This window comes from Gemmatimonadaceae bacterium, from assembly GCA_035533755.1.
Taxonomy (GTDB): domain Bacteria; phylum Gemmatimonadota; class Gemmatimonadetes; order Gemmatimonadales; family Gemmatimonadaceae; genus JAGWRI01.
The window spans coordinates 1-15,488 of the sequence record DATLTC010000031.1 but is presented as its reverse complement, the minus strand read 5'-3'; the positions used below and the strand labels follow the sequence as shown (position 1 = coordinate 15,488).

Below are 15,488 nucleotides of genomic sequence, written 5' to 3'. Positions count from 1 at the left end.
GTGCGACGATCGTGCCACATCGAGAATGTTGCATAACCGACGCCCAATCCATCACTTACGTCACGCCCCCGTGGGGGGTGGGCCCGCCCGGTCTCGCGCTTTGCGCGAAATGCGTCGTTTCGCCACACGGCCCGCGGGCGCCCGTCAGACGCCGCGTCAGACCACGGCGCGAGCGCTAGAACCGGGCTTCGACGTACATGTCCATGCGCCATTGCCGGCGCGGATACAGCCCGCGCGACACGTCGAACCGGAACAGGCCTTCGAAGAAGCTGAGCCCGGCGCCCACGCCGCTCAGCGGCCGCCCCACGTCGCCGAGCCGGGTGCGATCCCCCGCCCATCCAATGTCCGAGAAGATCGTCGGTCGCATCCCCGTGGTGTTGAGTCCGAGTTCGGTGCGCGTGAGCCAGTAGGCGTTGCCGCGCTGCAGCGTGTCGGGCGTCTGGCCGCGCACGGTCTGCGCACCGCCCAGGTACCACAGGCGCTGCGCCGGCACCGCCCCCACCGAACTTCCCCCCGACAGCGTCACCGCGCCCGCGAGCGGCCCCAGCCCGTCGGAAAAGGTGAACTCGAGCGCGCCCCGTCCGTACGACGAATCGCCCCCCGCCGCCTCCAGGCGCAGGCTCGATTGGACCTGGAACGCCTGCGGATCCTCGCCGTAGCTGCCGCGCACGCGCAGCGCGCCGCCGGCGTACGAGCCGGCGCGCGCCGTGAGATTGGGGATGAACGGCGCGCCCAGCGACCAGTGATTCTCGACCGCGGCCGTGCGCTCACGCTCCGCGAACAGCCGCCAGTCGTACTGCAGCCCGCGCGTATTCGACCCGGTGAGTTCCACCCCGGAGGCCCGGTAGTAGAACCCCTCGTCGCGTCCGAACAGCAGCGCCGAGAGCGAGCTGCCGAAGCTCAGCGGATTGCCCCAGTCGCCCGCCGACACGAGCCGGTTGTAGCCGGTGACGCCGATCGTGCGCGTCAGGTTGCTCCGCGCGACGGTCACCTCCACGTTGGGTTCGAGGTCGGCGGTGCCGATGCGCCCCAGCGCCGATCCCGTGTATCCCGCGCCGAACTGCTCGTCCACGCGCCCGCCGATCGAGAACCCCTCGATGCGATTGAACCGCATCAGGTCGGCCCCCCAATGGAACGTGGGCGGCAGCGGCGCCCACTGCGGCTGCGCCGCGAGCGACAGCGCGGTGGCGATCAGGGCGTCGCGCTCCGTGGACCCGAAGATCGCCTCGCCCGGATCGTAGATCGACTTGGGCAACAGCGGCGACGTGGCGAGCTGCGACTGGTCGCACGGCACCTGATAGGCCACCGGCAGTCCGGCGTCGCCATACCGCCGCGTCATCTGCGTGACGAACCTGGAGGTGTCGCATTGCGCGGTGGGCCTGGGCTTGAGTCCCTTGCGCACCGAATCGCGCTCGGCGCGCTCCGCCTGGCGCCGCGACTCGCGGATGCTGTCGCGCACGGCTTCGGGCAGCGAGTCGGGAATCTCGGCATACGCGGGCGTGATCCTGGGCAGGGAGTCGCGCCCGTTCACCGACGCGTACGTATAGCTCTGTTCGATGCTGAACGGCACGTGCATGAAGCTCACCTGCGCGTCGCCCTGAGCGCTCTGCAGCCGCGGCAGCCAGAACCGTCCCTCGTAGAGTCCGTACTCCAGCGCCACGGCCGTCACCTGCGCCTTCATGGGCGAGATCATCGGCTTCACCCAGAACGGCACGTCGTCCATGCTGTGCGGATCGTCGGCGTTGGCCACCGCCCAGATGTCCATGGGCACGGCCAGTCGGAACACCGCGCGCACGAGTTGGCCCGTGGACACGTCGAACCAGAGCGACCCCACGGCCAGATTCCACCGCGGGGCGCGCGGACTGACCTTGAGTTCGCGCAGCTCGATCCGCTTGCCGCCGGGCAACCGCAGCGTCAACGAGTCGCCGGTGGCGTACGTGTAGTACGCTTCGGCGCCCTCGGCCAGCGGATGGACGATCTCGCGCTCGTTCACCTGCGCCTTGGCCACCCCGCCGCCGATCCACAGCGTCTCGTAGCCCGGGTAGTACGGGATGGCCGAGCCGTCGTCGAAGTTCATGTCGTGGTCGGCCGAGTCCTGCGCTTCGGACGGCGCGATCGGGATGGCCGTGCGCGCGCCTTCGAGCTGCACCCACGCGCCCACCCCGCGCTGCCAGCGCACGTGGGCCACGTCCTCGTGGCGGAACATCAGCCGGTCGCGACCGATGCTGGAGAATCCCAGCCCCGCCGAGATGCGTTGGTACGACATCGCGTCGTACGAGAGCAACGCCGAGTCCTGCGTCATGCGCGCCGCGCGGGCCCGCAGCAGGAGCGTGCGCGCCTCCGGGTCCTTGAACGCCGTGCGCAGCAGTTCGGGCGTGACCGGAATGCGCTTGGGTTCGCGCCGCGCGCGGCGCCCGCTGTCGCCCGCCCCGATCATGATCGAGACCTCGTGCTTCCGGGTCGTGTCCGGGTTGGCGCGGACCTGGGCCTGGAGCGCGAGCGTGGCGGCGGCGAGGAGTGCGAACATCGGGTGGGGCTGAAGGGTTGGCGGCCCTCCCTACGGCCCCGCTCCGCCCCGTGTTTCAGGGCGAGCCGGCGCGCGCTACGGGCGGATGAGGGGTCGCGGCGGCACGGCCCGCAACTGGTTGGAATCGCGCCTGGCGTGCAGTTGCCGGCGGTGCACCTCGAGCGCCGTGCGCCGCACGCGTACCCACTGATCGGCGGCCCGCGCGTGCGCGTCGGGCAGCCGGGAGAACAGCAGGGCCGTCATCACCGCCACGGCGCCGCCGAACACGAGCGCGGCATGGGGCACTGCGCGCCGCCCCGCCTGCGCGGCCTCGACCTGCCGCGCCAGCGACGGATACCGCCGCTGCAACCACACGGTGAGCAGGATCACGCACACGCCGAACGTGGCCAGCACCACCGGGAAGCTGAGCGCATTGCGGAACACGTCGAACGCGAGATAGGCCAGATAGCCCACGATGCCGAGCGTGCCGAACACCAGGAACATCGGCCGCCGCAGATACAGCGACAGCGCCAACAACGCCAGCGCGGCCACCGGCACAGCATGGCGGATGGCGCCGGCGTAGCTCCACGCCGAGAGTACGCCGATGGCCAGCGCCACTAATCCGGTGAGGTACACCCAACCCGCGTAGTCCTCGTCGCCCTGCTGCCGCCGGTCGGTGGCGTAGCCGCAGGCGATGAGCGCGGCCCCGGAGACGAGCAGCATCCAGGCGGTCATCTCGTTGGCGATGTCCGGGTCGAGCACGAGCGGCACGAGGTGGCCGGCCACGAGCGGCACCACCGCCGCCACCGGGATCGCCAGCACCGCGAACCGCACGCGGCGGAGCGCGACCAGCGCCGCCAGCGCCGTGGCCAACTCCACGGGAATCCAGCGCAGAGTTTCCAACACGTCCACGCGCATGCCGTATGTCGGCCCCGCGAGCGCGCCCGGTTCGTACCACAGTCCGGCCAGTTGGAGCAGGCTCCACGCCACCACCGGCGCCATCGAGACGGTGAGCAGCGCGGCCAACGCCGACGCGGTGCGGAATCCCTGCCGGCCCAGAAACCGCGCCGTGAACGCGAAGATCGCCGCGTACGCGAGCGCGATCGCGAGGACTCCCGCCGCGCCCAGCGCCTGCCAGCGGTCCACGAGGAACCACCAGAACGCGAACACCACGGCCGCGGCGCCCAGATAGTACGCGATGGTGACGGCGTTGAGTCCGCGGCGCGCTTCCGCGGCGGTCTGGCGGTCCGGCGCCGTGGGGCGCGCCGCCAGCAGCGCGTCGAGCTGCTCGGCCGAGAGGATGCCGCGCGCCACTGCCTGCCGCAGCTGGTCCAGCGAGATGCCGTCGGTGCTATCGGGTGTCCGGTCCGCCGCGCCCGGGGTGTCCCCCGCCTCTCCGCGCATACGTACCCTCCGGCAAATTCCCGATCGTTCCGATCGGGGTGCGCTTGCCAACGTCGTGCATCGCCAAATCAAGATCGACAGCTGCCACGCCCCGGGCAATGGGGTGCCGCCGCCGGCGGTTGCTAGTCGGCCTCGAGCACTTCCACCGTGCGCTCTTCCACGTGGCGGCGGCGCGAGATGAAGTACGCCACCAGCCCGACCACGAACAATCCGATCATGAACGGCAGTTCATGGAGGCGGGGATGCCAGCCGAGGGCCTGGGAGGTGCGGCCCACCACCCAGCCGGCGGTGGTGAAGACCAGCGACCAGACGATGGAGCTGATGGCGCTGCCGATCAGATACAGCGGCACGGGCAGCCGCGCCGCGCCGCAGGCGATCGGCAGCGTGAACCGCAGTCCATACGCGAACCGCACGGCGAGCGACGACCGCCACGGATGCCGGCGGACGAATCGGAGCGCGCGCAGGATCACGCGCCGCAGCTTGGGCCAGCGCTCCCGCAACCACCGCCCGCGCCAGCGGCCCAGATAGTAGAGCACGATGTCGGCGCCCCACACGCCGGCCGCCACCCAGAGCACGACGAGCGCGAACCGAAGGTGATGGTTGTGCGCCGCCAGCCCGCCGATCATCGGCGAGGTCTCCTCGGTGAAGATGCCCGTCGCGCCCAGCGTGATGTACGCCCACAACCGCTGCAGGTGTGTGGACGACTCGCTCAGATGCGACAGCGACTGCCAGAGCAGGGGAACGAAAGTCATTGCACCGGGAAATGAAATTGGAGGCCCCTGGCCGAAGCCCGGACCTCCAATTTAGCCTCGACGAGCGCACGCCGTTGTCAGGGGATCGGCGTGCCTGTCGGGGAGATGACGCGGCGGGTCAGTCGTCCCCCATCCCGGGCTGCGGCACCGCCCCCGGCGGCACGTGGTGCTCCGCCGTGTGCGGCGGGGTGAGCCCGAACTTCCGGGCCAGCCCCGACCGCCAGTCGTCCATGATCTCGTAGAACGTCGGGATCACGAGCAGGGTGAGCAGGGTGGACGTGATCACGCCGCCGATCACGGCCACGCCGAGCGGGGCGCGGAACTGCGCGCCCTCGCCGCGTCCCAGGGCCACCGGCACCATGCCGGCGATCAGCGCGAACGTGGTCATGAGGATGGGCCGCAGCCGGATGGCGCCCGCCTGGATCAGCGCCTCGCGCAGCGGCGTCCCCTGCTCCTCGCGCGACCATTTGGCGAAGTCGATCAGCAGGATCGCGTTCTTGGCCACGATCCCCATGAGCAGGATCACGCCGATGAGCGACATGATGTTGATCGTGTTGCCCGTCACCGCCAGCGCCAGCATCACGCCGATCAACGACAGCGGCAGCGAGATCATGATCGCCAGCGGATCGAGGAACGATCCGAATTGCACGACGAGGATCAGATACATGAGCAGCAACGCCACGCCGAGCGCCGAGAAGATCTGCCCGAACACCTCGGCCTGGTTCTGGGCGTCGCCCCCGTACGACAGTCGAACGCCCGGCGGCAGCTGGATCTTGGACAGCCGCGCCCGGATGTCGCTCGTCACGTCGCCCGAGGCGCGGCCCGACGTGTTGAGCTCCACGTTCACCACGAGATCGCGATCCAGGTGATCGATGATCGCCGGGCCCACGCTGTCGACGATCGTCGCCACCTGGCCCAGCGGAATCGTGACCGGCGCGCCGTTGGGGCCCGCGATCACCAGCGGGAGCTGGCTCAGGTCGGCGGCGCGACGCCGGGCGTCGGGCGCCAGCCGTACCTCGACGTCCCGCGGCTCGCCGCTCGGATCGATCCAGTCGCCGGCCTTGAGCCCGGCGAACGCCGGCCGCAGCGACTGCGCGATCTGTCCCACGGTGATGCCCAGCGCGCCGGCCACGCCGCGATTGAGTTCGATGTTCAGCTCCGGCTTCTCGCCCTTGGTGGACAGCCCCACGTCCACGGCGCCGGGCACGTGCTCGACGATGGCTTCCACCGTGTCGGCGGCGGCGTTGAGCGACGCCAGGTCGTTGCCGCGCAGTTGCAACTGCAGCTGCTTGCGCCCGCCGCTGAAGTCGTCGGTGAACACCGACAGCGTGACGCCGGCCACGTGCTGGGTCTCGTTGCGCACCATGGCGGCGAACTGGGTGACGCTCACCGAGCGCGCGGCGCGCGGCACCAGCTTCACGTAGATGTCGCCCGCGTCCACCTCGCCGGTGGCCTGCGTGCCGAGCGTCGCGTACGTGTACTTCACCTCGGGATGGGCGCGGATGAACCGGGCCGTCTCCTCGGCCTTGAGCCGCGTGTACTCGAGGTTCGAACCCGGCGGCGTCTCGATGTGCACCGTCAGCTCGGCGCGGTCGTCCTCGGGCATGAACCCCACGCCCACGACGCCCGTGGTGGGCAGCACCATGGCCAGGACCAGCGACCCCAGCGCCAGCGCCACCATCGCCACCCGGTGGTCCAGCGCCCACGCCACCACGCCCTTGTACCGCTCCGACTGGCGGTTGAACCAGCGGTTGAACTTCACCAGCTGCCGGCCGATCCACACGCGCTCGTGCGGCTCCTTGTGGGGATCGGCCCAGTAGGCGGAGAGCATGGGGTCGAGCGAGAACGACACGAACAGCGACACCGCCACCGCGCAGGCGATGGTGAGCGCGAACGGCTTGAACCACTGGCCGCCGATGCCGGGCATGAACCCGATCGGCACGAACACGGCGAGGATCGAGAACGTGGTCGCCGCCACGGCGAGCCCGATCTCGTCGGTGCCGTCGTGCGCGGCGGAGTAGTGGTCCTTTCCCATCTCCACGTGGCGCACGATGTTCTCGCGCACCACGATCGCGTCGTCGATCAATATGCCGATGGCCAGCGAGAGCCCGAGCAGCGACATCGTCTCGAGCTTGAACCCCATCACCCAGACGGCGATGAACGACGCCAGCACCGAGACCGGCAGCGCCAGGCCCGTGATCACCGTGGACCGCCACGAATTCAGGAACAGGAACACCACGAGCACGGTGAGGAGCGCGCCCTCCACCAGCGCCTCCTCCACGTTGCGCACCGCCGCGTCCACGCGGACGCCCGAGTCCTTCACCAGCTCCATCGTCGTGCCCGGCGGCAGCGTCTTCTCGATCTCGCGCACGGCGGCGCGGATCTTGTCGCTCACGTCGGTGGTGCTGTAGCCCGTGGCCTTCTTGACGTCGATGCCCACCGCTTCGCGGTCGTTGTACAGCGCCAGCGTGCGCGGCTCGGCCGTGCCGTCCTTGACGTTGGCCACGTCGCCCAGGCGGATGAGCTGCCCGTTCCGCTCGGCCACCACCAGCTGCGCGAACTCGGCCGGCGTGTCCAGGCGCCCCTTGAGGCGGATCGAGCGCTCGGAGAGCGTGCCGATCACGCGCCCCACCGGCGCCGCGAGGTTCTGCAGTTGGAGCGCCGTCACCACCTCGGCCACGCTCACCCCCGCCGCCTGCAGCGCCGTCGGCCTCACCTCCACCGTCAACTCGCGGTTCACGTTCCCGAACACCTCCACGTCGGCCACGCCGGGAATGGACCGCAGCTTGCGCGTGATGTCGGGGTCGGCCAGCCGCGTCAACTCGGCCGGAGACAGCACCGTGGACGACAGGGCCAGCGACACGATCGGCCGGTCGGTGTCGTTGAACTTCTTGATCACCGGCTCCTTCATCTCGTCGGGCAGATCCGAACGGATGGCCGAGATCGCGTCGCGGGTCTCCTGCGTGGCGACGTTGAGATCCTTGCCGAAGTAGAACTCGATCAGCACGCTCGCGTAGCCGTCGTACGCCTGGCCCGTCACCTGCTTCACGCCGCTGATCGACGAGATCTGGTCCTCGACCGGCTTCAGCACCTGCTTCTCCACCACGTCGGGCGACGCCCCGGGATACGGGATGCCCACCGTCACGTAGGGCGGCGCCACGTCGGGAAATTCGTCGGTCTTCAGCCTGAACAGCGCGAACAGGCCGAACACCACCAGGGCCAGCATCGTGACGACGGTGACCAGGGGCCGCTTGATCGCGAAATCGGAAATCACCATGGCTCGCTCGCTATCGCTTCGCGTCCGACGGCGCGTTCACCCGCACCGGCGTATCCGGCGAGAGGCCCCGTGCCGCCCCGACGAGGATCGTGTCCCCCGCCGCCAGCCCGCTCTGGATCTCCACCGTCTCGGCCACGTCGTCGCGGATGCCGAGCTGGACCTCCACGCGCCGCACCCTGCCGCCGCGCAGCGCCATCACCGACGGGCGCACTCCGTGCTCGTCCACGGCCGAGATCGGCACCACGGGGGCCGTGTGCGTCTCGCTCGCCACCCGCCCTTCGGCGAACAGGCCCGCCACCAGCGAGTTGCCGGCGTTGGGAATGCGCGCCAGGATCGCCACCTGCCGCGTGGTCGGATCGGCCATCGGGTTGATGCGCGTGATGTGTCCCACGAACTGGCGCCCCGGATACCCCGTCACGCTGAACGCCACCGGCATGCCCACCCGCACGTCGCCCAACTGGTCGGCCGGCACCGACGCCTCCAGCCGCATCGTCGCCGGATTGACCACCGAGAACATCGCGCCGCCCGGCGAGACGAAGTCGCCGCCGGTCACGTTGCGCGCCGCCACGACGCCGTCGAACGGCGCCCGCACCTGCGTCTTGTCGAGCGTCTTCTGCGCGTTGGCGTACACCGCCCTGGCGTTGTCGAGCTGCGTCTGCGCCACCATCGCCGCGTTGCGCGCCGCTTCGAGATCGCGGTCCGCGATCGCGCCCACCTTCATCAGCGCCTCGCTGCGCTGGAGATTGCGTTGCGCGATGTCGTCGGCATTCTGCGCCGTGCCCACGGCCGACTGCGCCGACAACGCCTGGGCGCGGATCGCCGTGTCGTCGATGCGGGCGAGCAGCGCCCCCCGCGCCACCCGCTGCCCCGGTTCGGCGTACGTCTCGAGCACCGCGCCCTGCACCTCGGCGCGCACCACGGCCTGCTGGTCGGCGTCGAGCGATCCCGAGATCGCCGGCCCGGTCTGGATCTTGCGCGCCTCGACGACGGCGATGTTCTCGGGGCCGATCGTCACCCCGGAATCGGCCGGCGCCGCCTCCGCGGCGTCGCGCTTGCACGCCGCCGCCCCGAGCACGACGGCCGCCGCGAGCAGCGCGCGCGCCGCGCGCGCGGTCTGGACCTTCACGTTCATTGGTTCATGCCCCCGGATTGACCCGCCGTGCCGGCGGTGGTCGGTGTCGTGGTCTGTGTCTGCGTGGCCGACGACGGCGCCGAGCCGCCCGACGTGGACTGCGTCGTCGCGCCGGCGGCGGAGCCGCTCGCGCCCTGCTGCAGCGGCAGATCGCGCAGCAGCGCCAGCCGCACGCGGGCCACCGCCAGATTGCGCGCCGCCTGGGCACGGTTGGCCGCCGCCTGCTGCAGCAGGAGCCGCGATTGCGCCAGATCGGTCTGCGTCGAGATCCCTTCCTTGTAACGCACCTCGTCGATCGCGTACGCCTTCCGCGCCTGTTCCGACGTGCCGGCGCTGGCCTGCCACGCCGCCTCGGCCTGCGCCAACTGCTTCAGCGCCACGCGCGCGTCGAGCGACGCGTACTGCCGCGTCTGGTCCAGTTGGGCCCGGGCCTGCTGCACGCTCGCCTGCGCCACCAGTTCGTCGCCGTGCGTGCGCCCGCCGCTGAACAGCGACACCGACGCCGAGAGTCCCACCGTCCAGTTCTCGCGGAAGTCGCTCCACGACGGGAAGGTGTTCTGCGGGAAGTACAGCCGCTGGTAGCCCGACGTGAGCGACAACGCCGGATACCGCTCGGCGCGCGCCACCTGGAGCAGCCCTTCCTGCGCCTGCAGGTTCTCGGCGGCTTCGCGCACCGCCGCCCGGCGTACCGCGCTCGTGTCGGGCGTACCGGCCGTGGCGATCCCGGTGAGCGCCGGCGCCGGCGTGTCCTCGATCGGCGTCGTCAGCTCCAGGGAGTCGTCCAGCGGGAGCGCGAGCAGCTGCTTGAGCTTGAGCACCGCCACGTCACGGTTGGTCTCGGCCTGCAGCACCTGCGGCACCTGGTTGTCGCGCGTCACCTGCGCCTTGAGCAGGTCGAACTCCGACGCGTTGCCCACCTGCCGCGCCACGGTGGTCTGCCGCAGCAGTTCGTTGGTCTGCGCGAGCGTGGAGTCGGCGATCGTCACCAGCTGGCCGGCGAGCACGGCGTCGTAGTACGCCTGCGTCACATCCAGCGCCAGTTGCGCGCGCTGCGCCGTGAGTTCGATGTTGGCCACGCGCTGTCCCGCGAGCGCGGCCGTGCGCTGGCCGGTGAGCCGGCCCCAGGTGAACACGTTCTGCGAGAGCTGCAGCCCCAGCACGTATTGATTGGCGGCGCCGAACCCCACGCTCTGGAAGCTCGACAGTCCGCTGCTCGTCGAGGCGCACGTCACCGCCGCGGCCAGCGCCGCCTGCCGTTCGGCGGGGGTGGCGCTGCTGGCGATGTGCGGCGCGCACAGCGATTCGGTCTTCGGACCCGTCGTATCCGCCGGCGCTGCGCCCAGACTGAATCCCGAGAACTGCGATCGCAACGTGCGCGTGTAGCCCGCCGAGGCGTTGATCTGCGGCAGGAACTGGCTCTGCGCCTGATCGAGCACTCCACCGGCGCGCGTGACGCCGGCGCGCGCGATCCCGATCGTGGCGCTCTGCGTCTCGGCGGTCCGGATGGCGTCGTCGAGCGACAGGCGTCGCGGGCCGCTCACCGTGCCCTGCGCCGCCAACGGCGCGGCGCCGAATGCGAGAACGCCGATCAGCGCGACGGTGTGCGCGCTCCTGGCGATGAGGTGTGGCATGGTCCCGGGTGTTGAAAGGTGATGGGGCCGCGGCATCACGCCGCGGTCGCGTCGACGTGCGCCGCGGCGCTCACGCGCACGCCCACGGCGCGCAGAAAGCAACGCGCGTACCGGCCCGGCGCCTCCTCGGCCGGCTCCGGAAACGCGTCGGGCATCACGTCGCGGCACATCGCGTCGCCGAACAACGACGACATGAACATCGAGATCGCCGTGCCCGTCTCCCCTTCCGGATGCGCCAGTTTGTGATCGCGCAGCGTCTCCACGTACTCGGCCAGCACGTCCCGCGCGCAGTGGGGCCCCTTGCAGGCGGCCGCGGCGGCGAGCGGGCGCTCTTCCAGCTCGCTCATCGACTTACGGAGATAGGAGCGATGCTGTGTCAGATGGTCCAGCACCGTGCGGCACCACTCGGTGAGTTCCCGCTCGGGGTTCGCCGGCTTGGCGGGCAGCGGCGGCACGCTGGTGGCCTCGGCCTGGCCGCGGGCCAACTCCTCGAACAGCGTGTCCTTGGAGCCGAAGGTGCGGAACAGCGTGACCTCATTGACCCCGGCTTCATTGGCGATGAGCCGCGTGGTGGCGCCGCGATACCCGTGCAGGGCGTAGACGCGCGCGGCGGCTTCGAGTATTCGATCGCGAATGTCCATGGCGTCGCAGGCTAGCGGGTTGAACACGAGCAAGCAAGTGTGTACTTGCTTCGGCAGCCGCGCGCGTCCGGTGGCTGGGCACGCGGCCGCGCGCGATACTTGGGCACGCGCGGTCGAGTTTCCCCATCCCATCGACATCACTGGTATTGGAACAGGACCTCCAAGGGCCGGCCGGCCGAACGCAGTGGGCGCTGAGCGCGATCGTGGCACTCGCCGTCGTCGCGATCGCGCTCTGGGCCGCGCGACCGTACGCGGTGGGCGTGTATCACGACGACGGCGTGTACGTCATCCTCGCCAAGGCGCTCGCCACGGGACAGGGCTACCGCTTTCTGCACCTGCCCGGCGCGCCGGTGGCCGCGCACTATCCGCCGGGCTATCCCCTCGTGCTCGCCCTGCTCTGGCGGATCGTGCCGCGCTTTCCGGCCAACGTGATGCTCTTCCTGTTCGCCAACGCCGTGTTCACGGGCATCGCGGCATGGTACACGCAGCGATTCGCGCGCCGCGTGCTGGGGTGGGGCGCGGCGGCCGCGGCGGCGGCCGCGCTCATCGCCACCGCCACGTTCCCCATGCTCCTGCTCTCGGGGCTCGTGCTCTCCGAGCCGCTGTTCGCCGCGTGCCTGCTGCCGGCGCTCATCGCCGGCGAGCGTCTCGTCGCGCCGTCGAACGACGCGCCGGCGGGAGGGCGTCGCGCCCTCGCCGTCGGCCTCGCGGCCGGCGCGCTGGCGCTGGTGCGCACGCACGGGCTGGCGTTCGAACTCGCCATGGTGGCGCTGCTCGCGCTGCGGCGGCGCTGGCGCGACGCGGCGCTCTGCGTGGCCGGCGCCGCGATCGTCATCGTACCCTGGTCGCTCTGGGTGGGGCATCGCGCCACGCCGCTCCCGCCTGGCCTCGAGGGCAGCTACGGCAGCTACCTGGGGTGGTTCCTGGCGGGCCTCCGCGCCACCGGGGTGCACGGGGTCGTGAGCACGGTGACGACGAACGTGCGCGAGGTGGGCGAGTTGCTGGCCGACCGCTGGTCGCTGGCCGATGCCGCGGTCGTCCGGCACGCCACGGCGCTGCTCGCCGCGGCCGCGCTCGTCGCGGGCCTGTGGCGCATGGCGCGCCGCGCACCGGTCACCGCCGCGTTCGTCGCGATCTATCTGCTCGTGATGCTGGCCTGGCCGTTCACGCCATGGCGCTTTCTGTATGCCGTATGGCCGCTGATCGTGCTCTGCATGGGCGCGGCGGTCGCCTGGGGCGCCCGCCTGCCGGCGCGGGCGGCGCGGAGCGCGGTCGTCGCCGCCACCGCGGTGCTGCTGCTCGGCATGGCGCGCGCCGAAGTGCGGAGCGACGCCGCGCGCTCGTGGCGCAGCGGCGCGGCCAACGCCACCGCCGCCATCGGGCCGCTCGTGCGCTGGGTCTCGTCCAACACATCGCCGTCCGACGTCGTCGCCGTGGACGGCGAACAGCTCGTGTACCTGTTCACCGGCCGCACCGCGGTGCCGATCGTGCCGTTCACGGCGGCGGAATACGTCACGCCGCGCACGACGGCCATGAACGCGGCGTCGATCGCGCAACTGCTGCGCGCCGTGCCCGTGAATTACCTGGTGACGATCGCGCCGCCGCTGCGCGATGCGGCGCGACTCGTCGCGCAACGCGACACCACGGCCGGCGCGCCCCGGCTCCGCGCGCTCGGCGCCGTCGGGGCCGGTGAGGCGTTCCGGGTTCAGAACCGGTAGCTGATCGACAGGTAGCTCTGCCCGTCGTGCAGGCCGGGCCCCGACTCCCGATAGAGCGAGAACAACAGGTAGATCGACGGGCCGATGCCCCAGTCCGCGTCGAAGCTGCCCCAATTCACGCGCGACGCGCCCGGGCCCATGATCGGCGTGACCGACGTGCGCACGCCCCCGGTGAGTTCCAGGTGCACCAGATCGAACGGGTTCGCTTCGGCCGATGCCGACTGCAGCGTGCCGCTCGACATCTGGCCCGTGTAGCGCGTGGCGCGCAGATGGACGCCGAGTTGCAGCGGGGTCAAGCGCATGACACTCGCCGCGCCGGTGTACGACTGCGCCGTGCCCGCCAATCCTCCGCTCGAGGTGCGTTCGTCGGCGCTCACCCGGAATCGGCCGCGCATGTTGAGCGACGCGCCCGCCCACACGCCCTGCCGGAAGCTGGCGTCGAACGCCGCCTCGGGATTCAGATAGTCGGTATAGAGGCGAACGTTGCGGCGGTTGTCCACGCCTCCGTACAGGCTCACCGCGTCGGTCACGGCGTACTGGGCGGTGGCGAATGTGGCCGTGGGCGTCGTCGTGGAATGTTCCTGCACGGCCCGCCATCCGCGGTTGATGTCCAGCTCCTGCGTGGCGTAGAGCGTCAACCGCGGGCCGGCATACATGGCCGACAGATAGCTGAATTCGCGGTCGATCTGCCCCATGGTGTACGCGCCCACGCCGCCCAGGGTCAGCGACCACACCGGGAGCGCGAGCGACGCGTTGTGCCACTGCACGTACGCGCCGTACTCGCGCGTCGAATCGGAGAAGCCGAACGTCGCTACGCTCGGCTCGAATCCGCCGAACGCGCCGACGCTCCACCGGCGTCGAGCGTAGTCCAGACCGACGCCGTCGAACAGGCCCACCGACGAGCTGCTGGACGAGAACTGCCGCCCGACGGTGGCCGTGGCCGGCGACCCGGCGGGGTTCCAGATCAGCGCCGCCTTGTACACGTGCGTGACGTTGAGCGGGTACGTCGGCGCCGGGTGCGTGCTGTCCGGCGGCGGGAGGATCGACCGCTGCGCGCGGACGTCCACGGCGAGCCCGAGCGACGAGCCGGACAGATGCATGCCGTCGAGCCGCACGTCGAACGCGGGCTGCGTCATCATCCCGGCCGGTCCGGTACCCGCATCCACGACCAGATACCGCACGCCGATGCGGCCGCGCAGCGCGTTGCCGGCGCTCCACGGGCGCGCGGACGCGGCGGCGAGCGGCGAGGCCGGCGCGGCCGCGGCCGGCGGCGCCGGCACCGGCACCGGCGTGAACCGCACCGAGTCGCCCACGGCGATAGGCGGCCCGCTGCTGCGCACGATCGTGCACGCCGCGCTGCTCGAAGAGATGTATTCCACCGCCAGCTCGGCGATGACCACCGTATCGCGCACCACGTCGAGGCGGCTGCCCTGCCGCAAGCCGTCCCTGGCGCCCGCGTCGATGTACACGGACGGTCCGCTGATGTAGCTCACGTGCGCCCACCGCGGGGGCGCGGCGCCCGGATGCGCCGCCCCCGTGGCCTGGGCGGAGAGTGCGCCGCTCCAGAGCCCGAGCCATCCGGCGAGGATGGCGCCCAGGCCCGGCCAGCGCGCTGCGCCGCGCACGCGACTCATCCGCCCTGCCCCCTCGGGTGGCACGCGTAGCAGGCGTTGCTCTCGTACCGGTATCCGGACACGCCGCTATGGTGCGAATCGGTGGTCGCCTGCGCATGGCACGCGCCGGTGCAGGTGAACACGGCGAAGTTGGTCGGCGACGTATGACAGTCCGCGCATTGCGTCCATCGGTTCTGGTGCGTTCCCGAATAGATCGGGAAGAACGAGCCGTCGTGGTTGAACGTGGCGCCGGACCAGGTCGTCGTCGTGTGGCACTGATCGCACGTCTGCGGAAAGCCCGCCGCGGCATGCGCCGGATTGTTCGTGCCGTTGTAGTCCGTGAGGTGACACGACACGCAGGCGGTCGGCTTGCCGGCGTACACGCCATCGCCATGGCAGGCATTGCAGGCCAGAGTCACGTGCGCCCCCGTGAGCGGGAACTTGGTGGCGTTGTGGTCGAACGTCGCGCTCGTCCAGTTGGTGGTGCTGTGGCAGAGCTCGCACGTCGTCGGGAACCCCGCCGCGGCGTGGGGCGGACTCGACGTCTTCGCGTAGTCCGCCTGGTGACACGACACGCACGCGGTCGGCTTGCCAGCGTACACGCCGTCGCCGTGGCACGCGTTGCAGGCCACCGCCAGATGCGCGCCCGTGAGCGGGAACTTGGTGGCGTTGTGGTCGAACGTCGCGCTCGTCCAGTTGGCGGTGCTGTGGCACGTCTCGCACGTGGTCGGGAATCCCGCCGCGGCGTGGGGCGGGCTCGACGTCTTCGCGTAGTCCGCCTGGTGACACGACACGCACGCCGTGGGTTTGCCCC

General features: G+C 71.0%; 10 protein-coding genes. 1 reads left to right on the top strand and 9 read right to left on the bottom strand.

Going from position 1 to position 15,488, the window contains the following annotated elements:
* Window positions 1-175 precede the first annotated feature (175 nt).
* From VNE60_05620 to VNE60_05590, 7 genes are all read right to left on the bottom strand, one after another.
* Window positions 176-2,527: a hypothetical protein gene (locus VNE60_05620; GenBank protein HVB30988.1), complete on the bottom strand. Its 2,352-nt coding sequence runs from the start codon at window positions 2,525-2,527 to the stop codon at window positions 176-178.
* 75 nt (window positions 2,528-2,602) lie between these two features.
* A complete protein-coding gene (locus VNE60_05615) occupies window positions 2,603-3,910 on the bottom strand; it encodes a hypothetical protein (GenBank protein HVB30987.1) in 1,308 nt (435 codons plus the stop codon).
* A gap of 122 nt (window positions 3,911-4,032) precedes the next feature.
* Complete coding sequence (locus tag VNE60_05610) at window positions 4,033-4,662, bottom strand: DedA family protein (protein HVB30986.1); 630 nt, start codon at window positions 4,660-4,662, stop codon at window positions 4,033-4,035.
* 118 nt (window positions 4,663-4,780) lie between these two features.
* Window positions 4,781-7,939: an efflux RND transporter permease subunit gene (locus VNE60_05605; GenBank protein ID HVB30985.1), complete on the bottom strand. Its 3,159-nt coding sequence runs from the start codon at window positions 7,937-7,939 to the stop codon at window positions 4,781-4,783.
* 10 nt (window positions 7,940-7,949) lie between these two features.
* Window positions 7,950-9,065: an efflux RND transporter periplasmic adaptor subunit gene (locus VNE60_05600; protein ID HVB30984.1), complete on the bottom strand. Its 1,116-nt coding sequence runs from the start codon at window positions 9,063-9,065 to the stop codon at window positions 7,950-7,952.
* 2 nt (window positions 9,066-9,067) lie between these two features.
* Window positions 9,068-10,702 carry a TolC family protein gene (locus tag VNE60_05595; protein HVB30983.1) on the bottom strand — a complete coding sequence of 545 codons (1,635 nt, stop codon included), beginning with the start codon at window positions 10,700-10,702 and terminating at the stop codon, window positions 9,068-9,070.
* 35 nt (window positions 10,703-10,737) lie between these two features.
* Entirely contained in the window at window positions 10,738-11,343 is a 606-nt protein-coding gene (locus tag VNE60_05590) for a helix-turn-helix domain-containing protein (GenBank protein HVB30982.1), read from the bottom strand.
* Between the two features lie 203 nt (window positions 11,344-11,546).
* Between VNE60_05590 and VNE60_05585 the strand changes: the two genes are divergently transcribed.
* Window positions 11,547-13,061, top strand: coding sequence for a hypothetical protein (locus tag VNE60_05585; protein HVB30981.1), 1,515 nt, complete (start codon window positions 11,547-11,549; stop codon window positions 13,059-13,061).
* Here VNE60_05585 and VNE60_05580 read toward each other — a convergent pair.
* Complete coding sequence (locus VNE60_05580; GenBank protein HVB30980.1) at window positions 13,049-14,695, bottom strand: hypothetical protein; 1,647 nt, start codon at window positions 14,693-14,695, stop codon at window positions 13,049-13,051. The two genes, VNE60_05585 and VNE60_05580, sit on opposite strands and share 13 nt — an antisense overlap.
* Window positions 14,692-15,488 (bottom strand): hypothetical protein (locus VNE60_05575; protein ID HVB30979.1); only part of this gene is annotated, 797 nt, incomplete at its 5' end. The genes VNE60_05575 and VNE60_05580, both read right to left, overlap by 4 nt.